21 protein-coding genes are annotated in these 24,089 nt (G+C 54.6%); 5 read left to right on the forward strand and 16 right to left on the reverse strand.

The window, feature by feature from the left end; all coding sequences use genetic code 11:
• Nucleotides 1–3 precede the first annotated feature (3 nt).
• The 12 genes from KZZ06_RS09180 to KZZ06_RS09235 form a co-directional block, all read right to left on the reverse strand.
• The gene (locus KZZ06_RS09180; RefSeq protein WP_219579726.1) at nucleotides 4–420 is read right to left on the reverse strand and encodes a hypothetical protein; all 417 of its coding nucleotides are present in this window, start codon (nucleotides 418–420) and stop codon (nucleotides 4–6) included.
• A gap of 250 nt (nucleotides 421–670) precedes the next feature.
• On the reverse strand, nucleotides 671–1,432 hold the full coding sequence (locus KZZ06_RS09185; RefSeq protein ID WP_219579727.1) for a hypothetical protein: 762 nt from the start codon (nucleotides 1,430–1,432) through the stop codon (nucleotides 671–673).
• 579 nt (nucleotides 1,433–2,011) lie between these two features.
• Entirely contained in the window at nucleotides 2,012–4,390 is a 2,379-nt protein-coding gene (locus tag KZZ06_RS09190) for a DUF5906 domain-containing protein (RefSeq protein WP_219579728.1), read from the reverse strand.
• Nucleotides 4,391–4,693: 303 nt separating this feature from the next.
• Nucleotides 4,694–4,897 carry a helix-turn-helix domain-containing protein gene (locus KZZ06_RS09195; protein WP_219579729.1) on the reverse strand — a complete coding sequence of 68 codons (204 nt, stop codon included), beginning with the start codon at nucleotides 4,895–4,897 and terminating at the stop codon, nucleotides 4,694–4,696.
• A gap of 238 nt (nucleotides 4,898–5,135) precedes the next feature.
• A complete protein-coding gene (locus tag KZZ06_RS09200) occupies nucleotides 5,136–5,909 on the reverse strand; it encodes a hypothetical protein (protein ID WP_219579730.1) in 774 nt (257 codons plus the stop codon).
• A gap of 26 nt (nucleotides 5,910–5,935) precedes the next feature.
• Complete coding sequence (locus tag KZZ06_RS09205) at nucleotides 5,936–6,562, reverse strand: hypothetical protein (RefSeq protein WP_219579731.1); 627 nt, start codon at nucleotides 6,560–6,562, stop codon at nucleotides 5,936–5,938.
• Nucleotides 6,559–7,821 (reverse strand): integrase family protein, encoded by a 1,263-nt coding sequence (locus KZZ06_RS09210; protein WP_219579732.1) that lies wholly within the window; start codon nucleotides 7,819–7,821, stop codon nucleotides 6,559–6,561. Before KZZ06_RS09210 ends, KZZ06_RS09205 begins: the two co-directional genes overlap by 4 nt.
• A gap of 476 nt (nucleotides 7,822–8,297) precedes the next feature.
• Nucleotides 8,298–9,503: a Bcr/CflA family efflux MFS transporter gene (locus KZZ06_RS09215; protein WP_219579733.1), complete on the reverse strand. Its 1,206-nt coding sequence runs from the start codon at nucleotides 9,501–9,503 to the stop codon at nucleotides 8,298–8,300.
• A 71-nt stretch (nucleotides 9,504–9,574) separates the two neighbouring features.
• The gene (locus KZZ06_RS09220) at nucleotides 9,575–10,114 is read right to left on the reverse strand and encodes a cytochrome b (protein ID WP_219579734.1); all 540 of its coding nucleotides are present in this window, start codon (nucleotides 10,112–10,114) and stop codon (nucleotides 9,575–9,577) included.
• A gap of 106 nt (nucleotides 10,115–10,220) precedes the next feature.
• Complete coding sequence (locus KZZ06_RS09225; protein ID WP_219579735.1) at nucleotides 10,221–11,204, reverse strand: YHYH protein; 984 nt, start codon at nucleotides 11,202–11,204, stop codon at nucleotides 10,221–10,223.
• Between the two features lie 29 nt (nucleotides 11,205–11,233).
• Nucleotides 11,234–12,403: a YHYH protein gene (locus tag KZZ06_RS09230; protein ID WP_219579736.1), complete on the reverse strand. Its 1,170-nt coding sequence runs from the start codon at nucleotides 12,401–12,403 to the stop codon at nucleotides 11,234–11,236.
• Nucleotides 12,400–12,876, reverse strand: coding sequence for a MarR family winged helix-turn-helix transcriptional regulator (locus KZZ06_RS09235; protein ID WP_219579737.1), 477 nt, complete (start codon nucleotides 12,874–12,876; stop codon nucleotides 12,400–12,402). The genes KZZ06_RS09230 and KZZ06_RS09235 overlap by 4 nt, the downstream gene beginning before the upstream one ends.
• A gap of 76 nt (nucleotides 12,877–12,952) precedes the next feature.
• Here KZZ06_RS09235 and KZZ06_RS09240 point away from each other — a divergent pair, with 76 nt between their 5' ends.
• Both KZZ06_RS09240 and KZZ06_RS09245 read left to right on the forward strand, forming a co-directional pair.
• Nucleotides 12,953–13,705, forward strand: coding sequence for a hypothetical protein (locus tag KZZ06_RS09240; RefSeq protein WP_219579738.1), 753 nt, complete (start codon nucleotides 12,953–12,955; stop codon nucleotides 13,703–13,705).
• 323 nt (nucleotides 13,706–14,028) lie between these two features.
• A complete protein-coding gene (locus tag KZZ06_RS09245; RefSeq protein ID WP_219579739.1) occupies nucleotides 14,029–15,162 on the forward strand; it encodes a Hint domain-containing protein in 1,134 nt (377 codons plus the stop codon).
• Nucleotides 15,163–15,379: 217 nt separating this feature from the next.
• Here KZZ06_RS09245 and KZZ06_RS09250 read toward each other — a convergent pair whose 3' ends face one another.
• Nucleotides 15,380–16,261, reverse strand: coding sequence for a LysR substrate-binding domain-containing protein (locus tag KZZ06_RS09250; RefSeq protein WP_219579740.1), 882 nt, complete (start codon nucleotides 16,259–16,261; stop codon nucleotides 15,380–15,382).
• 181 nt (nucleotides 16,262–16,442) lie between these two features.
• Between KZZ06_RS09250 and KZZ06_RS09255 the strand changes: the two genes are divergently transcribed.
• From KZZ06_RS09255 to KZZ06_RS09265, 3 genes are read left to right on the forward strand one after another with little or no spacing between them, the layout of a single operon-like run.
• Entirely contained in the window at nucleotides 16,443–18,101 is a 1,659-nt protein-coding gene (locus KZZ06_RS09255) for a GMC family oxidoreductase (protein WP_219579741.1), read from the forward strand.
• On the forward strand, nucleotides 18,091–19,299 hold the full coding sequence (locus KZZ06_RS09260) for a mandelate racemase/muconate lactonizing enzyme family protein (protein ID WP_219579742.1): 1,209 nt from the start codon (nucleotides 18,091–18,093) through the stop codon (nucleotides 19,297–19,299). The genes KZZ06_RS09255 and KZZ06_RS09260 overlap by 11 nt, the downstream gene beginning before the upstream one ends.
• Nucleotides 19,300–19,317: 18 nt before the next feature.
• On the forward strand, nucleotides 19,318–20,748 hold the full coding sequence (locus KZZ06_RS09265; RefSeq protein ID WP_219579743.1) for an aldehyde dehydrogenase family protein: 1,431 nt from the start codon (nucleotides 19,318–19,320) through the stop codon (nucleotides 20,746–20,748).
• A 77-nt stretch (nucleotides 20,749–20,825) separates the two neighbouring features.
• On the opposite strand, the gene KZZ06_RS09270 is transcribed toward KZZ06_RS09265, so the two are convergent.
• The 3 genes from KZZ06_RS09270 to KZZ06_RS09280 are packed head-to-tail and all read right to left on the reverse strand — an operon-like array spanning nucleotide 20,826 to nucleotide 23,720.
• A complete protein-coding gene (locus KZZ06_RS09270) occupies nucleotides 20,826–21,971 on the reverse strand; it encodes a TauD/TfdA family dioxygenase (RefSeq protein WP_257884270.1) in 1,146 nt (381 codons plus the stop codon).
• Between the two features lie 22 nt (nucleotides 21,972–21,993).
• Nucleotides 21,994–22,722: a class II aldolase and adducin N-terminal domain-containing protein gene (locus KZZ06_RS09275; protein ID WP_219579745.1), complete on the reverse strand. Its 729-nt coding sequence runs from the start codon at nucleotides 22,720–22,722 to the stop codon at nucleotides 21,994–21,996.
• A gap of 29 nt (nucleotides 22,723–22,751) precedes the next feature.
• Nucleotides 22,752–23,720 carry an NAD(P)-dependent oxidoreductase gene (locus KZZ06_RS09280; RefSeq protein WP_219579746.1) on the reverse strand — a complete coding sequence of 323 codons (969 nt, stop codon included), beginning with the start codon at nucleotides 23,718–23,720 and terminating at the stop codon, nucleotides 22,752–22,754.
• Between the last annotated feature and the right edge of the window lie 369 nt (nucleotides 23,721–24,089).

Genomic DNA, 24,089 nt, shown 5'->3' on the forward strand with positions numbered 1-24,089 from the left:
CCTTCAACCTTTCAACAAAGCTTCGATCTGCGCCAAACGTTCTTTTAGCGCATCCATTTCATCAATTTCCTTTAACCGTGCGATGGACATTGAAATGGTTCGGGCTTCATCAGGGCTGACCGTACCGTCAATAAGCGCAGAAACGATACTACCAACGTCTGCACCATCCAGTTCAACGGTTCGCTGATTTGGCAAAACCTTCTCAAGAATGAATATTGCTGCCTTTGTGTCGTTTTTGTTCAAATTCTCTTTGAGGACGCGCAATGCATCAGACGACATGCTCTTGATTTCTTGTATGGCTTTTTGGCTTACCCTGTTACGGCTACCTTTAGGTCGGCCAATATTCCCGCTGCCAGACGCAAAACGCCCGTTGTTATCACGCCCTGCTAAGGCGGTAGAGTTACGTTCGTTATCGGTCATCTGCGCACCTCAACACCTTGTGCAACAAACCAGTCAGCTATTTGAGCGGTTGAGAACCATCCGCTAGGACCATCTTTCAGTGTTTTTGGGAAGCCGCGTTTGTCACGCCAGCGCTGTAGGGTCTGTCGCGTGACCGATACGTTAATCAACAATGACACCAAGGTTATTGTGTCTGCCTTTGGTAATCTGACAACAGACATCGAAAGCGGACGCAGTTTGCGCCCACTCTCAACATTTGAGCCGCTAGACATCAGGCCGCTTTCAGGATTTCAAAAGCCTGCCCTGTTGTCATATTTTCTACGCTGGCGGCAACAAACGCCAAAGCACCAGAAAGGTACTGTCCAGCCGCTTCAATTTCATCATTACCGTTAACAATGCTAGTCCATTGGTCTCGCGCATTGGCTTCCAACGGTTCCCAATCTGGTTCAATGCCCGTCAAATTATCAATGGTCATGGGCGCTGGTGGGAATGCCTTATCAGTACGATAAAGAAATTTGACGATTGCGTAACGTTCTTCGATCCGTTCGAAAACCGTATCGTCCAGGCCAATTAAGGCAGGACCGCCCTCAATAGCCGATGCAAGAATTTCGACGCTCTTGGAATTTAACAACGTTTTGAAAAGTTCGGGTTGGCTTAGCGAAAGAAACCAATTTCGATATTCGGAACGCATTGCTGCGTTCCCACCCTCTACCTTCAACATCATATCGCTACGGTCTTTCAGCGATACCTTTTCATCCATGATCGCTTTGCGCAAAGCGTTCCAAGGTGCGGAGAGTTTGGCAAATTCTGTTTCAGCTTTTGTTCGATAGCCCTTTTCATTCAAGACTTCGGCCTGATTGAGCATCATGCTGCTGTAGTCATTCAGTGCCGCCGCCATAGCGAAGACCGATGGTGTCAACTTGCTATTTTTAAAACGAGAACGCCAAAGCAGCGTGGCCATGTTGTCGGCACCGTGAACCTGAAGAAAACTGCACTCAGGGGCATTGGGTGTATAAAGCAATTTTGTCAGCATTTTATCTGTCCTTATGAGTTGTCTTTCCAAACAGGTGACGCCAACCTGAAATCAAGTCAACTCACTAATATTGCTTATAAAAATCGTTATTCTGCGTTAGGTATCATGAGGCGTTATTGGCGTGAGAAACTTTATCTGACCTTGTGCCAGCGGCGAAAATGAAAAGGAGTTTTGTCAAATCAACCCGCTGTATCCAGCAATCAAAGGCTACTATCTGGTTACAAAATCACATTCGCTAATCTTTGCGACAAACAAAACTCTTTAACATTCTAAATTGATTGAACTAATATATAAAATTGACGACGAAGTATCGGACTAGGTATCCGTTGCGGACCAATTGGCCTTGCGTCGCTATGTTCATCTGGACGACCTATGGCGGGCAGGGCATTACCCACCACTCACCAATATTCCTATGGTTATCGTTAGGTCTCAAATATTTTCCGGTACCCAAAGGTTCCCAAAATTCCCACCCCTATAAAAACGTCAGAACGAATTTCAGTAATTATATTTTCTATAGAGTTCTTGGATGCTGGTAATTTTGGGAACCTTTGGGTACCGGCGCTATAATCACGTCCAAAATTATGTAATTCTGCGGAAATTCATCTGATTATTAATGATAGCCTGCGAAATTTCTGATCTATCCGCGTCCGCCAAAATTTCAGCGGTTAAATCGCCCTTAACGATTAATACCGTTTTTACCTCGCTACCAACCTTTTGTTTGTGTGCAGACCTCATGCCAGAACGTTTAATTGCATGACCCATCGCCGCTGGCGACCTTGGCGCATTGTCAGCCATGAAAGCTGTGAGGTCACTGGTTGTCGCCAACTCTCCTGGCCATGACCTGATAAATTCTTGTGCGTCTTGGTCAGCAGGGCTTTCCATGCTCTTGAGCGATTTCAACTTAGCAGCGTTCATTAGTGCAGGTTCATGCGGGCTAAACCCATCTAGATTAAGTGTCATCAAATATTGCTGGACTGATGCTGTGAAGCGTTGGTCGGTAAGCAGGTTGTTCAGCCACTGATAGTAAGCTTGCGTCTGCCGGTGAACAGGGTTTTCGACAACGATGACGCGCCGGTCCTTGTTGTCGAACGGCAAGGCGTCTTCATGGTTGGAAAACATCAAAAATCGACAACAGTTCTTTTCGACAAATTGCATGCCGTATTTTTCGTTAATATTTCGTGTTTCTTCTGTAATCTTCGCTTTGAACGCTTCTTGGTTCTGGTAACGGTTGACCGTGTTACCCTCGCGGATTTCATCAACTGTTGCGAGTAACTTTTGAGACAGTCTGCCATTAAAGCCACCAAACAGCGCGTTTACATCCATGTTTGCCGCAACATAGCCTCGTAAAGCGCGTGTCAAAATACTACCCAATGTGCCGCGACCTGTTCCGGTCTGTGGGGTGATCATGAGATAGCAAGTGTGAGGTAGTTCACCAGGCTTTTGGAAAATATGCGCGCACCATTTCAGAAACCGTTCTCGCTCGATTTGATCCGGCACAAGGTATTCAACGTGCTTCAAAAACGGGTGCGCCCACTCTTGCCAATTTTCAGGCGGTGTTTGCAGCCGTATCCCAGACCAAAGGTTGTAGGCTTTGTCACCGCCTTGGCTGATTTCCGGTGATCGACAAAACTGACCATCGGCAGGGTTCCAAGTGACCGTATCGACAGACGTTCTTGTTTCGCTTTTCATCCAGCTTTGCAAAGCTGGGATTGTTTTCAGAACTGGTTGCCCATCCTTGTCAATCTTTCCCGTGTCAAAGGTGTGCCAAGATGCTGCATATTCATTACTGGCGTCATGAACAGTTCTAGTGGTCTTGTTGAGCGTGTTGACCACCTTTGATCCGGTTGCGACAAAAACAAGATGCTGCTGCATTTGTTCAGGCGTCAAAATGGTCGGAACGGTTGAAAACGCAAGATCATCGCCAATCGCAATGTCTTCAGTTTTGCGCCGGTCCCGTTGTTGCTGCATCACACCGGCAAAGGACATGTGCGCCTGTACAGATGGTACGCGCCGCACGATGCTGGACCACCCTACCTGTGCATCCTTAATGCTGTTCCACTGCTTAAGGTTTTCACCAACATCATTCCCGTTGTAGCGCTCGCACCATACCGACCACATACCATAGAGCGTGTCGGGGTCCGTCAATGACCATCCAGATTGCTTTATGGCCGCTGTAAACGCAACCCAATCACCACGGTCTAGCGTGTTCGGATCACTGTTGTCCAAAGCGAACTGAAGCCATTCTAAGCTAGGTGCTGCTTTCTCATGATCACCCAATTCAGCCCGTGCGCCGCCATGCGCGATAACATTCACATGGGCGAGTGCAGCTTCAAAGGTTTCAGTATTTGCAACCTGACCGTGACCAGACATGGGGCTACATGTCACAAGATGTGGCTGACCTTTTTGGTGTAGCGTACCAGGCAACCGCATAACGCGCGGCGCGTCAAAACAGACGGGATCACCATCAAACAATTGAACAAGCTTCTGCTGCACCTCACTAAAGCGTTCGTTGCCTTGGTATTGAACAACGGGCCAATAAACATGTGCCTTGTTTGGGCTGCTGTTGACCATAAACGATGGTTTGATTGACCATTGGTCAGCGCGTTGTAAATTCTGCATTGCCGAAAGATTATCAAGGTCAACAAATTGCGCTCTGATATTGGTTATATTGCTTGCTGATTGGCCCCGCCCGTCACATTCATTGATGACAGCAAAACAACCATATCCAAGCCGGTTGTAGGCCAATAACGATGACCAAACATCACCAATAGTGCCGCGAAAGTTCACACCCTGCAAACCACGGTCACGGTCATGAATTGCGCGAAAATCAAAGACACCACCGCCCAAAGCATCGGTGAATGCGCGGGCCTGTTCTATGTCCTGTCCGACCGGAACAGAGTTGTCGAATGCTTGGGGGAAATAAGGGGCGCGGCTGATCGCACAGAATTGGAAAGCCATGTTTATACCTAGGGTTTAAAATGAGATTGAACGCCCGTGAAGGCGTGTTCAGTAGGCTATCCGGCCAATGCGCCACGTCTTTACCGTGGCATGGGTCATCCAACCCTTGCTCATGTTCAAACGGCGCATGAGGGCGGATGCGGGGCAATCACCGTTACCGATGAAGGTTCACGCCCCCGCTATCCTATCTCATTCTGCACGGTTGGATAACATGCTTACCCTTTGTACAGCGTAGAAAAAAGTCATTCAATACATTGTAATTGTTTAATTTTATCGCAAAGTTCACCTGAACTATCACCGCAATCAATGCGCTGTGGCTTCAACGATATTGCTTTCAACATATGCAACGAGGTCCGACGCACGATAACGAACATGACGACCCATTTTTACATATGGAATACGGCGCTCACACCACCTGTCGCGTTCAAGTTTCTTTTCTGACACGCCAAGATATTCGGCGGCTTGTGCTTGTGTGAGTATCGACGGTAAGATGATATTTTGTTCCATGCTGTAACCCTTCAGTTGAACCTATGGGCTAACTTATTGAGCGTTCGCAGTTCTTAGAAGTCATTGCCCACCGCAAAAAAGGGGTCAAATAACTCTGAAGGCTACAATATGGCCACTTTGATGAAGGTATCGGCAAAACTTAAAGACAATAGTCTAAAAAATACGAATTGCAGCGGATAGGTTGTCCGACATCATCTAGCTCTACCAGCTAAGAGGTTTCTTCTCGGTCAAAAAACCGTCAAACATTCACAACAAGATCGTCACTTAACGTATATAGAAATGATCGCTTTACTGTTCCTTTAAATTTTGTCTTGCTGCGAACTTCCGCCTTTACTGCCTTTGCTTCTTCCGGCGTCAAACGTGGGTCCAACATTATTTGATCAATAAGGTCGTGTGGATCAATTTTGTATTTGTAAATGTCACTATCGGAGTGTGAATTGTTTATGTCAGAGTATATCAGCCTAATTTCTCTTTCATGAGAAAAAGCCTTACGTTTCGCAAGTAGAGTTTGGGCAATGGATTCTCCGGTTATTGCCGATCTAAGTCCGTTTTTTGCAAAATCTTTTAGTTCAGCGTCCTTCAGGTACCTAACTTTTCCAATACTACTTTGCACAGGCCCAAACTTGCCGCATGGTTGACCCAAGCTATCTGCCAGTTTTCGCATCGTTGTTTTGATACGAAGCCCATTTGGTGGGAGCTTCTTTCCATCCACATCAAATCTATCTGGTGAATAGATACGCCACATTGCATCTGAAGCCTTGAGCGTTGTCCAGCATTGGCCATAGTATTCATCATGAAAGCTGAAAGTGACTTTGTTACCTTCACTATCCATCGCCGTAGATTTCAATATAAAATTCTCGAACGGGTCTTCCCATTTTCCTGGACGAACAAGTACGTTCTTTTGTTCGTCAAACATTTGAATTAGTCGTTCCTTTGGGAATATTCGGTAAATTGGTTTGTCTAAATCATCATTCTCTAAATTATAGAAAGAAAAAGATTCCGTTTGAGCCATCGGTAATTCCTTACAAAGATTTCATACTAGTCCAGAGAGCGTGATCCGTATAGCGCTTCCATAGATGCGCATATGCTTTCACGCTCTTCAATCATTGAATCATATTTCTCGACGGTTCGGCAACTAATTCTAAACCTTTTTGCGGTATCAATAATGGCATTCTTGCGAGCAGAGCCTTTTTCCCGTTCATTTCTCAGCATCTCCACCACGGCAACCACGTTCGCTTTACCTGCACCAATACACGGTCTACCGACAAATGCGTGACTGGTAGATGGTATTTTAGGTGAAAATAATTCGGCCAGTTCTTCGCGTTCACCTGAACCAAGCACAGGCCGTCCTAATCGCAGGGTTTCAGCCAGCAACGCACCGACATCAGCGGGGCCGTCATTCTTCCCCTTGCGCCAGGCTGCGCTTGCACGTCTCACCGCGTGGGCAAACTCAGTTTCACATGACGGTTGTTTGATTTTCCGTAGCTTGCCAGTCACTGCCAAAGCCAACAATTCCAACCCGTTCGGGTCAAGCGTCCGTTCGCGGCACAGAATTTCCCTTAAGGGTCCAGCTTCTGCGATTACATCTGCACCAGCTTTAGGTCGGATGCCTGTTGCCGCCAGCCGCACCGCATGAGCAAAACCAGTGTCACATGTGTTGGTCATGTCTCAATTTTTCGCAGCATAAAATCCTCAATTCGTTGCATTGGTTCACGCAAATCATCAGTAGTAATTTCACCAATATACCCAGCGGTTACATCGCTGGTGTTCCCGCTGATATGGTTCAGCAATCGTTTCAACTTATATGCCGAAATGTCCAAGGTGTTCGCCACCGCCGCAAATGTGCGACGTAGATCATGTGCAGTCACGCGAAATCCACTAGCCTGCTTGATACGTGCAAATGCCGTACGAAGATCGCTTGAGACTTTGTCGTCCTTATCACCAAAAACGTAGTCACTGGATGAAAGCACTTTGCGTGACGCAAGGATTGCGGTCAGTTCAGTTCCTAGTGCTGTTTCATGATCGCTACGGTTTTTCGTGTCTCGAAAAGTGACGGTTCGTCGCTTAAGATCAACATCAGACCACTTTAGCGCCGGATAACCGTCTTGTTCGTTGCCAAACACTTCAGCCAACCGTGCGCCGGTCAGCAGTATGAAAATCAAGGCGTCCCGATGTTCCGCGCCGTGTTTCAAGCCAAGAAGTTCTGTTTGGACTGCGTTCACCCAAACAGGTATGTCATTCCTTTCAAGGCGTCCCTTCTTTGGTTTTGTATCAGCCCATTGATTTAGCCGTTTTAAGCGGTCTACGGGGTTGGTCGCAATGATTGGCGTGTCGGTGTCGCTTTCGTCGTTCACATGGTTCAGGGCGGCCCGCAGGTAGCGCATTGCAAGGTTTGCTTGCGTAGGGGCATCGGCGGCGATTTTGGCGTGACGCTCTTTCACCATGCCGCCAGTGATTTCGGTAACGGCCTTGTCCATCCAGTCGCCAAAATGCCGGTTCGTAACAGTGTGAATATCGCGGATGGTTCGTGCCTTTTTTAGCTTCACGCCAGACCCGTATCCGCTACCCTTTTTTTTCGGCGCATCAGCATAGCTTTTGATAGCATCCACCAAGGTTAGGGCCGCAGCGTCCTTACGGGCGTCAGCTTCTTTCTTGCGCGCTTTTTCCGCCGCAGGATCAATGCCACGATTGAAAGCGTCTGCTTGGCGGGTCGCTTCAGCCCGCGCTCGCTTCAGATCAGTGAACACGTCCACACGTCCGATTGTCACACGGCGCTTTTTACCATTAACGCGGGCGTCAAAGATGAACGTCTTGGCTGTTGGGGTAACCCGCAGACCAAAGCCCCTCGGTGTGTCAAACCAAATGAATTTTTGCCCTGCCGCTGGGTGAGGCACGGCCTCAATCGCTTTCTTTGAAAGCTCCATTTTCTCGCCCCTTCCATTTATGTAGCCAATGTGTAGCCACGCTGGTTAGAAATTATGAGTGCCTACAGCGGACTTTTTAGGGTAATATATCCATATAAATCAAGGATATTATTGGCTACACTTGTATCTTAGTGGTTATTAGATGCTGTACGCAGCGGATTGCAAATCCGTGTACAGGAGTTCGATTCTCCTACTCGCCTCCATATTTATCAAGGGCTTACAGGGCTCGATGAATTTGGATGCTTGGTCGGACAGCGAAAACGATGCGATTGCAGTGTCTTCAACAGGTGCCTAATCCAACAGGCGCGTCGTAACGCTGGTTCCGTAGTCATATCGTCTAGATGATTATGACCACTGATTTTTCGAACCCTGATTGCCGCGATGTGTCCTGACTCCTCGAAAAGCTTGATCGGGTCCTCGACAAATCCGGTCTCGAACGCGGTTAGAAATCTAATACCCCCTCATTTTCATCAATCTCAAGTTGTTTGGACGACCTTCTCGGCCACAAACGGACGGTGTCTCACGAACGTCCACATGACTGCGCAGCAGGTTCCGACTGCGACCAGAAGAATTGCATAATTCCGGATTAAGTTGTCGGAACTGGCAGACACGATTTGAATACCCGCAGCACCCATGAGGGTTACGCTGAACTGGATGAGGGCTGCGGCTGATCCGGTGTCCCCTGATTGTTGTTCAAGCAGCAGGTTTGCGCCGGGAACCCGCACCATGATCACCGCGACTGTGCACGTAGCGGCAATCGCTGCAAAGGCCCAGGGCGACATGCTTCCGACGAAAAGCATGGATATGCCGCCCAGTATCAGAATCCCGAAGCACGCCAGAATGATGCTTTGCACCGGGACGAAGCGCGAAAATTTTAGATAGAGATACGGCCCAAGCATGGCAAACGCGGCGTTCAGTGCAAAGATGAAGCTGAACGCCTGCTCGGTCATGCCAAACCTATCGACATAGACGTAGGACGAGATGCCGATGAACGCCATCAAGCACATGGGGGCCGCGGAGAAGATCACCAGAAGGTAACCAAATCTGGCATTCTTCATGACGGTGCCCAAGCGCGCCCAGGATTTGAGGAGCGGGCCGGTCGATTTTTCCTCGAGGGTTTCGTGATACAGGGTGACGAGTGCGAAGGCACAGCAGCCGAATATTGCGAGGGTTATGAACATCATGTGCCATGACGCTATTTTGAGCAAAAAGGCCCCCAAAACGGGTGCGATCATCGGCGCAATGATGATCAACGACATGACAACGGCCATGACCCGCTCGCGCTCGCGGCCATCGTACAGGTCTTTGACGATGGTCGTTCCAACAACGGTGACGCCGCCACCGGCAAATCCTTGCAAGGCTCTCAGGGTGATCAGGGCTTCGATGTTGAACGCAAAGGCACATAAAATACTGGCGACGATGTATATCGTCAGCGCATGGAACAAGATCGGCTTGCGGCCTGTTCGTTCGCTCAGCGGCCCCCAGAAAAGCATGCCGATGGCAAAGGCGATCATGTAGGCCCCAAGCGTCAGGTTGACCATGCTGTGACTGGTCGCGAAAGTTGCGGTCATCTGCGGGAGTGCAGGCAGATAAAGATCCATGGTCAGCGGCGGGAATGCCCCGAGGATTACGAGCAGAAACAACGTTCCTTTTTCGCGCAGAATGGGCTGTTCGACTTTCATCGCGATATGTCCTGTTGTGTTCGAGAAATCTCGGGAACGCGTTGCATCTGGGCACGCTTACCCCGGAACTCTCACCGCGCCATGCGTCCAAGGGTATTGTCACGTTGGATCGCGCCATGCCAGATCGTCGCCACCGCGATGTGCCCAAGCACCAGAAGGGCAAGGGCCCAACCCATTTCACCATGCCATTCCGCAGCGATTTGCGTCCACGCAATCGCGGTTTCATGCGCGGGAAAGATCGGAATGCCGAAATAGCTGAATCCGCGCGTGCCCCCAGCCGCGGCAAGAAGCCGGACGGCTGGCACGATCACCATCAATGCATAAAGCGCCACGTGACCGGCAACGGCAGCTTGTCCCATCTTTCCGGAATGGGTGGGCCGTTGTTTCATGTTCATCAACCCCCAGACGCCGCGCAACAGGACCAGCAGGAAAAGTGTCGCGCCTAAATTCGCGTGATAGCCCCAAAGGGTTTCGCGCAATGCGTTTTCACGTGGCAGCGCCCAATGGGCTGCGGCTGATACGAATTGCGCCGCAAACAACGCGGCCATGCCCCAGTGCAGGGTGCGGCTGACGGGGCCATAGCGTTCGGGGCTGTCTGAAAGGCGGGTCATGTGGGTTTCCGTTCGTTTTGTTTTGTGTGGTCGGCTTTGTCGTGATTGTCATTGTCTCGGCACACCTCAGGTCGAGGGTGCGCCAGTCTTTCCCATCATTTGCGGGTTAGGGTCGTGGCCTGCGCACGGAAGCGTCACACACGCCATCGGGGTCTTCCAACGCGCACCCTGCTTGCGCGGTGAGGCATCCGAGAATCGCGTTAGAGCCAGCTTCGCCCACGTGATAATGATAGGTGCCGTTTTCGTTGGTGTGGCCCTTGCATTGGTCCAGGCCAACGGGATCGGAGCCATCCGCCATCAGGTGCGGCAGGATCGCTTGTCCGTCCATCGCGATGCCGATTTGCGCGCCATGACCGTTTGCTTCTGCGACGTCGGGTGCCGCATCAAGGCAGTCTGTGACCGCGTGATAGTGATAGCCCACATGCGGGTTTACGTGTCCGCCGCAATCATCAAACGGGGCGATCGTATAGGCCCCCAAGATCGCATCAACCGGGGCAGGGCCGTCCAGCCGCACGCCGTTATATGCCACACCTGATCCGGTTGCGGCTGTTGGCAACATGTCCGTCGCGGCGACCGGATCGAAGGGAATAACGTAGGTGACAGTCGCGGCCTCGGGCAGCGTTTCAGGAAGGCATTGAACGCAGTAGTTCTGATACGCCGGATCAACGTCGGGACGCGCCGCTGCCTGGCATTCCTCTAGCGTCCCTGTGTAGCGAATATGACCTGTCTCTGAATCATAGAGCTTCCAGTTGGTGTCACCGTAAATTTCGGCCAGTTGCGTAATGAATTCGCCATTCACATCGACGGTTTTCCCGTCAAGAAACCAGATACCACCTGCCTCGGCCCCATCGCTGATAGTGGTCGGACACCACGGGCCGGGCGTATAGGTCTGGGGATCGGCGGCCAGTGTGATGGAAAAACATTCCGTTTTCTCGCCTTGCGACAAGGTGCAGTCGACAACTTCGGGCCCGGCGACGATATCTGCCGTTGCGAAAAACTGGGCCACCTTGCCGAGGCGCTCGTCGGGATGGGCGAATGCAGGCGCCGTAGCGCCCGCGAGGGCCAAGGCGGCGAAGATAGCGGATTTCATGTTAAACTCCGATTTGGGCGTGTAATGTTTTACTGGTTGGGGGGCGGGGGCAAGACGCTGCGGAGCGCGTTTTCAGTTACGCCTAGTGTCTTCGCCGCGGCGGCAAGGTCAGGTTGCTGTCCGGGTCCGCCAAGCGCCTCCAGCAGCGCCTGTGGCTCGACGCCAAGTGCCGTTGCGGCTTTCTCAAAACCCGGAGGCATTCCACCGGGGCCACCATTTTGGGGGCGGGGTGGTTCACTGCGGCCATCCTCTCCTGCTCTTTGCGCGCCGACCCCGGCTGTCGCAGTCGTGGAGAAATTCCCCTGTGCCTGCACCCCGACAAGGCATGGCGGCAGGTTCGGGAAGGTCTCGCTGGCGTGGTAGTGGTAAACTTCCGTGCCGTCGGCCACCCGTGACACGTGGCCGTTGCATTGATCCAAACCGGTTGGCGCTGAACCGTCGGGCTCGCGGCTGCCATACAGCGCGAAGCCGTCGAATGTGTAACCGAACAAGGCGCTTGCGTTCTGATCAAGCGCGCAATTGGCATCGACGTTTTCGGTCTTGAAAACGGTTGTCATGTCGGTCGATGTTGCGTGCCAGTGGTACCAGCCGCCGGGGTCGACATGCCCGCCGCAGGTATCCAGCGCGGGCATGTGGCCCGTGACCTGAATCTGCGGTGCGTCTGAAAAGATCGGCACGCCGTCAAGCGCCACGCCGACCTTTCCGACGGTCCCAAGTTGAGTAGGGGTGTCGGCCATCACCGGATCGACCGGCAACAGCATCGTGATCTCGACGCTTTCATCGACCGAGACATTGATACAGGCGTGATCCACCGTCGGTTGCTCGGTTGCGTTGTCGACTGAATAGACGTTCCCGTCGTCGTCGAAGAAGCGATAGCCCAAACCGTCAAGCATTCTCAGAAAGTCACCGTCGACCCGGTAGAGACCAGCATTCTTGCCGGTCCATTCCCAGATGCCGCCTGCCTCGTCCAAAGTGGCGGGGCAGAACGGCCCGATGTCGCGCCCCTCGGGCAGGTAGCCGACCGTGATCTGATGGCATTGTGTTTCCGTCCCATCCGAGAGGGTGCAGTCCACGATTTCGGGTGCCTCAAGAAAGGCGGATTGCACGAAAGCAGCGGTATCAGAATGCGCGAAGGCCGGGCTCGCGCCGACAAGGACCACAAGGAGGCCGAGCGGTCCTATGCATGTATTCCGGATCATAGAGGTTCCTTTATCGTATCTTTAGGTGCCGTCGTGCCGGCGCCGGGCACACGGCCACCAAGGCTGTCGCGCAGATCACGGGTTGTTCGTGCCAGCGTTTCGGCATTTTCTGCCCCCAGTCGTTCGACGATCAGCGCGTCGATGTCGCGCCAAGCAGCGTGAATTTCCGACAAGAGCCCGCGCCCACGCGTCGTCAAGCGCAGGACGTTGCTGCGCGCCTCGTCTGGATGAGGTTCGCGCGAAATAAAGCCCGCCTCTATCAGGCGGACGGTCATCGTGCTCATGCTGGCGGGCGTGATATCGAATTCGCGTGCGAGGCTGACCTGCGAGGCGGGTTCTATCCGCGACAGCGCGTCGATGATGCGGGCCTGTCGGGGGCGGATGCCGATCTTGGCAAGGCGTTCGCGCAACCGCTCTTCCAGAAGGGCGGCCGCGTGCAAAAGGAAGTGCAGGGAAAATGTGTCTGTTATCATGCGAAAAGTTAGTATGCTAACATATGCGCCATGGCAACCGCCTTTCCATGCGGTTGCCAAAAACAAGACGAACGAAATGAACCCGATGATCAATTCCGTAAAAGAACCGGAAGCCTCAAATCGGGCGCGGTTCGTTGATGCCTTCCGCACCCTGCTGCCGACCGTCGCCTTCGTGGTCGTAATCTGGTCGGTATCAAGCTGGGGATACTCCGCCCTTGTGAATGCCATCGCGCTGGACAGCGGCTATGATGATGCGCCGCTCTTGTTTGCCGGATACTATCTTATCTGGACAGTCATCGTTTTGCTGGCATTCCGGCCTGTCTTCAAAGGTCAGTTGTCGCGGCCTGCGCTCTCTGGCCACGCCGTTGCACTTACGCCTGTTCTGATTGGTTATGGCCTCTTTGTCGCCGTGGCGCTTCCGCTCTTGCCGGATGTGTCAGTCTATCGAGCCCCGTCGGACCCGCCGGAATTCATGTTTGCAACGGCTTGGTATTACCTCCCTAAATCGGCCGACATCCTGTTTCAGCAGGTTCTCGTCGCGACCATGGTGCTACGTGCGGATCGTGCACGCATGTCGTTTTGGGGGATCTCGATCATGATGGGCGTTCTTTTTGGCGGCTTTCACCTGACGCTCTCCCTCGATGGGTTCTTGCTGCCCTACGTGGCAAGGTTCACCATCGCCGCCTCGATCTTCGGGCTCGTGATCCCATGGCTTTATTTGCGCACACGCCATGGATTTCGCTGGGCGTACGGTCTGCACTGGGGCTTTTACGCGCTGGACGCCGCGCTCACGCATATCCTTCTGGCCGTGCCAAAGTGGGCAATGTGATGGAATTCCTGATGATTGACCCCGCAATTGAAGCGATCTGTAACCGTCAGCGTCCCCGATAAGTCGCCATTGGAACTGAGGCGGCAAACGTCTGCATTCCGCCATTTCTGTGCAATATGACCGTCAGCTATAGGCTCCGGACCGACGTTCGCTGGACTTGGCCGTAAGGGTTGCGACACCAACTTGGGTGAAACCTGCAATGGTACGCTTGATGTGAATGTTTGTTGGCGGTACTATGTGCGCAATACCCTACGCAGTATTAATCGATAGGGTGACATAGATACGCAAAAAAAAGGCGTATCAATATTGGCAGGTGGCCGGAAATGGCTGAGCGGACGATTTATGTATTCGCCAAGAGCGATGTCGCGATTACCCGTGACTCGGGCGGCGGGCAGCCGGTTGCGGGCGACTTGATCGGCGCGTCTCTGAATGGTGACGCTTTTAGCTGGCAAAGCCCAACCGATCTTAGCCTCACGTTTTCAGGGTCCATGACCGCAATCACATTCGAAGATACCGACGGTATTCTACGTGACGATCCGTTCGCGGATTCGACTGTCACGGATCAATTCTTAACCGAGCCCGTCACGATCAATGGCACGACATATGAGCCAAGCACCGGAACAGTGAGATGGGACAACCCGCAACCCGTGAATGTCGAAAACGAATACGAAGTCACGCTGTTCGACGACAACGGTACGGTATATCACATGGTTGGTATCTCGATCACGCAGGGTTACTCGACCCAAGTCGTAGGTGTGGCTTTTAACGGGGCAACGCCACCGCCCGGGACCACGCTCCACTACATCCAGACCGTGTCGACCTATAGTGCAACAGGGCAAACTATGACCGTTCCCGAGGCGACCGTCTGCTTTCTGGCCGGAACCTTGATCGAGACACCTGCCGGGCCTCTCCCAATTGAAGGCTTAAAGGCAGGTATGGAGGTTTTGACCCTGAGCGGCACCGCAAGGCCGATCCGCTGGATCGGTCAAAGCTCGGTATGCGGTCTGGGTAAATTGGCACCGATTTGCATCAAGTCCGGTGTTCTGGGTAATACACGTGATCTTTATATGTCTCCCAACCACCGGGTCTTGGTGAGATCAAGCAAGGCCGAGCTAAGCTTTGGGCAATGCGATGTATTGGTGCCGGCCAAAGCCTTTGTCGATGGCGTGAATGTCGTGCGCGTGCCCATGCCCAAGGCCAGCTATCTGCACATTTTGCTTGATGAACACGACATGGTTTTCTCGGAAGGTATCGCCACCGAAAGTCTGTTCAGTGGCTCGGTGACAGTGGGTGTTTTGGCCGCAGACGCGCTGGCCGAATTGGAAGAAATATTTCCGCATTTCCAACACTCACAACAACGGTCCAGCCACTTGGCTCTGACCATGTCAGAGGCGCGGTACCTAATAGAGAGCGGCTCACACGGCGATGTGCATTCGGTCGAACTGTGTGCGGCTTGATCTCGATCTCTAGAGGCGCGTTAACAATATAGATGCACGTCGCACTCCAACAGTCGTAGATATGTTTCTGCGTAATGGATACAACGGACAGGTCAAGGTCCGTCGCCTTACGTGAGCGCCGAAACTGAGAGCGATTCATGCGTTCAAAACACATCGCAAAACGATCAAATTGCATGTTGTGCGACAGGGCTATCTGTCGCCAGCCTAAGCATCCAAACTACGCGGGCACTTCGCCGATCAGCCAATGGCGAAATGCTTTGATCTCATCGGGGCCCGCGGCTGTGTCACGCATCACGAGGTAGTAGGCCTCGCGGATCGGCAGGCGGTATTCGAAAATCGACACCAAATCCCCACGGTTCACGAACGGCTGGGAAAAACTTTCGTGGATCAGCGCGGCTCCGAACCCGGCCGCGATTGTCTGCAGTGCAATCAGCGAAGAATCTGCCGTGAGCCAAATTGGCGGTTCGGGAATTTCCAGATCGTAAAGCTCAGACAGCCGCCGCCATTCGACCTCGGAGCCGAGTACTGGCACGATCCCTGCTGCCAGCACTTCTTGAATGCGTGGCTCTGGACCGAAAGACCGCGCATGATCGGGGTGACAAACAACGGTGGCAACCTCTTCACCCAGTTTCCAGATTTTGGGCTCGTCCCAGTGGCCGGTTCCATAGCGGATATCGATATCGATCGCTTCGTTTTCCATCCGGTCGGACCACACGGCCGTCGACAGGGAAATCTCGATATCGGGATGGAGATCGTGAAAGGCTTTTAGCCGCGGGGCGAGGACAAGTGTCGCATAGCTGATCGAGGCCCGTATCCGGACCTTTCGCTTGCGGCGTACCGTAAAAAGACCCTCGGTTGCGTCCTGCATCTCTGAGAAAGACTTCCGCACGGGCAATGCGTAAGCCTGCCCCATGTCGGTCAGTTCGACACCGCGCGGGAGGCGGCGAAATAACAGGGTATCCAAATGCTGTTCCAACAGGCGGATTTGCTGGCTGACGGCTGCCGGTGTCAGGTTCAGTTCGAATGCAGCATCGGAAAAACTGCTGTGGCGCGCTGCAGCCTCAAAGGCTCTCAGCCATGTTACATGGGGCAGTCGCATAGGACACCTCTGGCTTGCGCGTGCCGAACATCGACACCCATTGTCTGACATATTCCGAAAGCAAGACAGAGGTGAAGCGCGAAACCGTCAAAATGAACGGACCCAATGACGCCAAAGCGATTGTTTGTCACCGCAGCCCGCCTGCGATCATATCCACCACTCACGAGGAGGATAGCGCAATATGGTCGATGCTTCATATGATTACATTGTCGTAGGGGCCGGATCGGCTGGTTGCGCGCTTGTCGAGCGGTTGACCCGGGACGGAAAAATGCGCGTGCTGCTGCTCGAGGCTGGTGGTTCGGACCGTCGATTCTGGATCAAAGTGCCTATCGGTTATGGCGTCAACTTTACCAACCCGCGCCTGAACTGGAGCTATCACGCCGAGCCGGATGCCGCGTTGGACGGGCGCAGCATGTATTGGCCGCGTGGTAAAGTCATCGGCGGATCAAGCTCGATCAATGCGATGGCCTATATGCGCGGGCTGCCGCATGATTTTGATGATTGGGAAAACGCCGGGGCAAAGGATTGGTCGTGGGTCTCTGTTCTTCCGGCCTATCAGCGGATGGAGCGGCATCTGGAACGCGGCCCTGACGGAAAACGCCAAGAGCGGGGCGACGGGTTACTGAGCATCAGTGACCTGAGCGACCAGATGAATCCCTTTTCGGCGCGGTTTTTGGCCGCCGCGCAGGATTGTGGCTGGGCCAGTTGCCAGGATCTGAGCGCGGTAACGGAGGAGGCTGTCGGGTATTACCGCAGCACGGTGCGCAACGGTTTGCGCTGTTCGGCGGCGGATGCATTTCTGGCACCGGCGTGCCGCCGTGACACGCTGCGGGTGGTGACAAATGCAGTGGTCGAAAAAGTGACGTTTGATGGCAAACGGGCGATGGGGCTGCGGTACCGTGTGGGTGATCAGAGTTTCGATGTCGCAGCCGGACGCGAGGTGATCCTGTGCGCAGGGGCGGTCAATTCGCCCAAGTTGCTGCAACTCTCTGGCGTGGCTTCCGCTCGCATGCTGCGCGGGCTTGGCATCGCGGTCCATCACGATCTGCCTGAGGTCGGGCAGGGGCTTCAGGATCATCTTGCCATTTCCCATCTCTTTCGCGCCACGGCACCGACGTTGAATAATACCCTCGGGCGTTTCCTTCCACGGATGTTGGCGGGCTTACGCTATGTCGCGACGCGGCGGGGGCCGCTGGCTGTGCCTGTAAACCAAGTGGGGGGCTACGTCAGAAGCCGGCCTGAATACGCGCGGCCAGATATGCAAATCTATTGCAACCCTCTGTCCTATCAAAGCGGGGCAGATGGCAAACCGGTTCCGGACCACGCGCCGGGCTATTTGCTGAGCGCACAGCTGTGCCGGCCGGACAGTCGGGGCGAGATTATGATCAGATCGTCTGATCCGCGGGACGCGCCACTGATCCGCGCGAATTCTCTTGCGACCGAGCATGATCGCGACGGTGCCCGCCGCGCCATTGAGGTCATAGACAGGTTGGCCGCGACACCCACACTTTCAACGCGCACCAGCAGGCGCTTGGTGCCCGATCCGGCGATAACGGATCGCGATGACCTGATGGATGATTTTCGCGCCCGTGCTTCTACCGTTTTTCATCCTACATCCACCTGTCGCATGGGGCGCACGGCGAAGGATTCTGTGCTGGACGGGCGGTTGCGCGTGCATGGCGTAACAGGTTTGCGCGTCGTCGACAGCTCGGCCTTTCCGGCGGTCACCTCGGGCAACACAAACGCGCCGACGATGATGTTGGCCATACGCGCGGCGGAAATGATCCTCGAGGATGCCGCGACCAAGGATAATGAAAGGGTAATGTGCCATGCGACTTGAAACCATCGAAACCTTTGTTTTCGGCAATCCCCCTCCACGCCATGGCGGTCGGTATTTTATCTTCGTCCGTCTCACAACAGCCTGCGGCATTACGGGCGTGGGCGAAATTTACAACGCTACCTTTGGCCCCGATCTGGTCACCGCGATGGCCCAAGACATGTTTCAACGGCAGTTCGAGGGGGCGGACCCGCACCACATCGAACGCCTTTGGCGGCAAAGCTATGGCGCGGGCTTTACCCAGCGGCCGGACGTGACGGTGATGGGCGTGCTGAGCGGGCTGGAAATGGCGTGCTGGGACATCATCGGCAAGGCGGCGGATCAACCGGTCCATCAATTGCTTGGGGGCAAAGTACACGACCGTCTGCGCAGCTATACCTATCTTTATCCGCCTGAGGGCGACGTTTATCCCGCACCCGGCACCCCCAGCGTTTATGACGATCCCGATCTGGCCGCCGAGGTTGCTGTTCAGATGGTCGACAAGGGTTTCACAGCCGTGAAGTTCGACCCCGCCGGCCCGTTTTCGGTCTACGACGGTCACCAACCCCGGCTTGCGGATATCGCGCTCTCCGAAATGTTCTGCAAACGCATTCGCGAGGCTGTCGGCGACAGAGCGGACCTGCTGTTCGGCACCCACGGGCAATTTACCGTATCAGGTGCAAAGCGGCTGGCACGGCGGCTGGAGGCGTACGACCCCCTTTGGTTCGAGGAACCGACCACGCCTGAAAATCCCGCAGACATGGCCGAGATCGCGCGCTTTACGTCGATCCCTGTCGCAGCGGGGGAACGGCTGTGCACCAAGCACGAATTTGCGCGCGTGTTGGAGGCAGGGGCCGCTTCGATCCTGCAGCTGAACCTTGGTCGCGTCGGGGGGTTACTGGAAGCCAAGAAGATCGCCGGGATGGCCGAAACCCGACAGGCGCAGATCGCACCGCATTTGTATTGCGGCCCCGTGGTCGCGGCTGCAAACATCCGGATCGCGGCCTGTAGCCCGAATTTTCTGATCCTCGAGAGTATCGGAACCTTTGATGGCCCGTATATGTCGTGCCTAAAGACCGACATCACATGGGAAGACGGTTATGTCATTCCATCCACCGCGCCGGGCCTTGGCGTGGAACTGGACGATGCAGCCATCGCCGCGTCACCCTATACTGGCACTGAGCTGCATCTGACGATGGCGCAACAACCCGTAAACCCCTGACTTACATAGAGGACCAACATGCACACGCTTGATACATTCTATATCGACGGCGAATGGGTCGCCCCTGAAGGCACAGCGACCATGCCGATCAAGAACCCTGCCAACAACACCCAGATTGGCATCTTGACCCTTGGCAGTACCGTCGACGTGGACCGTGCAGTCGCCGCTGCAAAAACCGCTTTCGAAACATTCTCGCGGACGACCAAGGCAGAACGCCTTGCGCTGCTGCGCAAGCTGCTTGAGATAACCAAGCGCCGTCAGGGCGATCTGGCCCGGGCGATAACAGCCGAGATGGGCGCGCCCGCAAGCATGGCACATGACGTACAGGCCGAAAGCGGGGTCGGGCATCTGGTGTCCTTCATCGAAGCACTTGAGGAAATGGTAGAGGAAGAGGAACTGCCCAACGGCGATATCCTGAACCGAGAACCTATCGGTGTGGTCGGAATGATCACGCCTTGGAACTGGCCGATCAACCAGATCGCGCTGAAGGTCATCCCTGCATTGGCCACGGGTGCCACTTGCGTGCTCAAGCCGTCAGAACACACGCCGCTTTCGGCCAATATCTACGCCGAAATTGTGCATGAGGCGGGGTATCCTGCGGGCGTGTTCAATCTTGTCCACGGTGACGGCCCGACCGTCGGTGCCGCGATATCGTCGCATCCCGATGTTGCGATGGTGTCCTTCACCGGATCGACCCGCGCGGGTGTCGAAGTATCCCGCGCCGCCGCCCCGGGTATCAAGCGCGTGACGCTGGAACTGGGTGGCAAATCCCCCAACCTTGTCTTTGCCGATTGCGACCTTGAAAAGCGTATCGCGGAAAGCGTGGCGGAGTGTTTCGACAATACTGGCCAGTCCTGCAATGCGCCGACGCGGATGCTGGTTGAACGGTCCTGCTATGATCGCGCGCTGGAATTGGCCAAGGCCGCAGCGCAGGCGCAAAAGGTTGATGATCCGGCCAAACAGGGCGATCATATCGGGCCGCTCTTTGATGAAATCCAATATGATCGCGTCCAGACGATGATCCAGACAGGGATCGACGAAGGGGCGACTTTGCTGGCAGGGGGCCTTGGCAAACCCGACGGTTTGGAATTGGGCTGGTATGCGCGTCCAACTGTCTTTGCCGACGTGAACAACAACATGGCAATCGCGCGGGAGGAAATCTTTGGCCCGGTTCTGGTGATGATCCCCTTTGATACCGAAGACGAGGCCATCGCCATCGCGAATGACACTGAATACGGCCTTGCCGCATTTGTTCAGACGGGTAGCGCGGAACGTGCAGACCGGGTGGCCCGCCGTTTGCGCGCGGGCGTTATAGCTGTGAACGGGCGCGCAACGGAGTACGGATCGCCATTCGGGGGCTACAAGAAATCTGGCAACGGTCGCGAAGGCGGCGTTTTCGGTCTGGAAGATTACCAAGAGATCAAGGTGCGCACGCCCTTCGTGGTGTGAGAACCGCACGCCTCGTGGCGCACATGTAAAAAGCCTGCACCAGAGCATGGTGCAGGCTTTATCGTGGGTCCGCGCAGTTAGGCCGTTTGCAACATCGACGCGTCTGAGGTCAGGCCGGTATGGCCCTGCTTCGCCAAGACGCGATAGGTTGATCGCAATGCCCCGCGGTCCGAGTAACACCCACGGAGGTGGCGTTTGCCACTGTCGGCGACGTACCCCTCTCGGCCATGCACGATGCGGTGATTGTCGAAGATGATGCAGTTTCCTGCCTCGGACCGGAAACGGACCACAAATCGATCCTCCTGCATCATCTTTAGAAACTTGATGAAAGCGGGGTAATAGCTGTCCAGCAGATCCTGCGGCAGGTCCATCGTATCCTGAAGGTGCTGCGAGATGGTCACGCCGGTCACGCGCCCCTCTGGATCGGTCTCGATCACGCGCTGGTGGGCGCGGTAGTCCCAGTTGTCGTGGCGGTAAAAGAACGGGATCTTGTTGTCGGCCAGCAGGCGGAACGCTTCGGGGTCTTCTTCGCGCAAGGTCTCTGCCACTGAAGCGCCGTCAAGAAACAAAGAAAGGCCACCCTCTACGGTGTTCTCCATGCAGTGCAGGAATTGCACGCCGGGCGCGGCTTCTTCGCCGGGCAAATCGGTGTGCATCTCAAGCGGGCCGGCCGTGAAAGCAAGGTTCGTCGGCGCGATTTCAACACGGACATCAAAGAACAGCCCTTCAGCTGAAGGGGTGATCGGGCCGATGGCATTGACCAGTCGCGGCAGGCTGTCTGGGTCGGTGGCCATGCCGGTGACAATTGCTATGCCGTCCTCGATCAGCGCACGGGTGAGCTGCGCGCGGGATTCCGGGTCATCCAGCACGGCCTGCTGCGGCACGCGGGTAAATCGCAGCCCATGATCGGCATACCAAAGATTGCGTGGCAAATCAGCAGGATCGTCGGCGCGCCCGTTGGCCGTAAAGCTTTCCAGTAGTGCAAGCGGGATATGGCTGATTTGGGTTTCAGCCTGCCATTCAATGACAAGATCGGCCCCCTCGATCCGCGCAGCTTTTGCGCGCGGCAGATCGGGCAGGGATGCGACATCGAAAATGCGTTCACGGGTTTGGCTGTCAATACAAGACGCGCAGGCATCGCGCAGCCAACAGTAGTTGAAATAGGTCGTTCCGGCGCACAGATGTACATTCAGGCCGGTATCGGTCAGGACAATTTGGGTCATGTTTATGCTCATCTTTTGGCGATCAAGTGGCGTAGTCTGAGTTTTCGTGGTCCAGGATGCCCCGGATGGCGCGTAGGTGGGCTTCGGCTTGTCCGGGGTAATCCTCCAGTTCCAGCGCAGTCTTTTCTGCGATCTCATGCGGGATAAGACGCAGCGGCTGTCCCGTCTGCAGCGCGCGGATATAGGTCTCGGCGGCGCGCTCAAAGTAATAAAGCCTGTTAAAGGCATCCGCGACGCTATCGCCCAACACCAGAACACCGTGATTGCCCATGATCATGACCTTCTTGGACGGATCGGTTAGCATCGCGGCGCAACGCTCTCCTTCATCCTCGAACGCCAGCCCGCCGAAATGTTCGTCGATCACGACGCGGTCATAGAATGTAGCCGTGTTCTGGTCGATCGGGGGCAGGGTGCTGTCGGCAAGTGATGCAAGCACTGTCGAAAAGATCGAATGCGCATGCATGACGCACCGCGCATGCGGGCAGTTGCGGTGGATCGACCCATGCAAACCCCAAGCCGTTGGATCAGGCGCGTCAGGCCGGTCAAGCGCGTCCGGATCGTTTGCGTCAAGCAGCAACAACTCGGACGCGCGGATGCGCGAGAAATGCGCCTGATTGGGATTGATCAGGAACTCTGTGCCATCCGCGTTGACCGCCAAGCTGAAGTGGTTGGCAACGGCTTCGTGCATGTTCAGGCGTGCGGTCCAGCGAAAAGCCGCAGCAAGGTCAGCGCGTTCCTGCCAATAGCTCATGTTCGGTCCGGTATCGAGGCTCACCCCGCTTACTCCGCAGCCACGACGGGCGTGGCCACCGGAGGGAACACTTCATAGCCTTGCTCTTCGGGTTCGTCGTCAATCAATTCCGCAGGGAAGCCAGCAGCGAGGATCGACAGGCCTGTGGCCTCTTCAAGGCGGCGGATGATATCGTCGCTGTTCGCGCGTTCGCCATACCGGCGTTGGCCGTCCTTCATGATATCAATGACCATCGGTGACAGTTCCAGCGGGACATTGTTGCGCTCTGCAATGGTTTGGAACAGACGGATATCCTTGAGGATCAGATCCATCGTAAAGTTCACATCGCGCGACCCGTTCAGGATCAGCTGGCTTTCGGTCTCGTGCACAAAACTGGTGCCCGAGGATATCTTTATCGCCTCATACGTTGTGGCAAGGTCCATGCCGGCCGCCTTCATGGTGACCATCGCCTCGCAGCAGCTCAGCAGATTTATTGTGGCAAGGTAGTTGGTCATCACCTTGAGCGTCGATGCTGTCCCCACATCGCCCGTATGCAACACACGGCGTCCAAGACGCGTCAGAAGCGGAAGAACCTTTTCGAATGTGGCGCGATTACAGCCCGCGAAGATCGAGATATTGCCCGTATCCGCGCGGTGACAGCCGCCCGAAACGGGGCAATCGACGGCGGTGCCGCCCTTTTCCTCGACCAGGGCCGCCAGACGGCGAATTTCGGCTTCATCCGTCGTAGACATCTCAAGCCAGATCTTTCCGGGGCCGACCTCTGGCAGCATCTCGTCCATAACCGCAGCAGACGCAGCAGGTGACGGCAAGCAGGTGATAACCACATCACAGTCGCGCATCAGTTCGGCGGCATTGATTGCACTGCCTGCACCGCGCGCCGTAAAACCCGCCACCAGTTCGGGCTTTTGATCCAGAACGGTCAAGTCGATGCCATTGCGCAGCAGACTCCCCGCCAGTTTGCCGCCTACGTTCCCAAGGCCGATGAACCCAACTTTCATGCTTTTCTCCAATGCGTCGTTTACTTTGTCCGAGAGAGTACCAAGATCATTCAAAGCTGAATAACGATGTGATTATGTGCTCAGGGCCAATTCACATTGACCCAGCAGCAGACCAATCATCGCAAAAGCGCCTAAGACGCGCGCGGGACCAAAGCATGCGACCGCTCGCGCGGGGGGCTAAGCTGGGGTTTTAGCGTGGGTAAGCGCCAGCATAGAAAGGATCAGAACGGACATAGGTTCCCGTCAATGTTTGCGATCATGCCGCGCTGGGCGGCTCCACACACAAAGTGAGGATGGTCGCAGGACCACAATCTGTGCTCAAGACGGTCCGATGGCTACCTATTTCGATGGCCGGAACATGCACGACCA

The sequence above is a fragment of the Sulfitobacter sp. CW3 genome, assembly GCF_019392245.1.
Classification (GTDB): domain Bacteria; phylum Pseudomonadota; class Alphaproteobacteria; order Rhodobacterales; family Rhodobacteraceae; genus Sulfitobacter.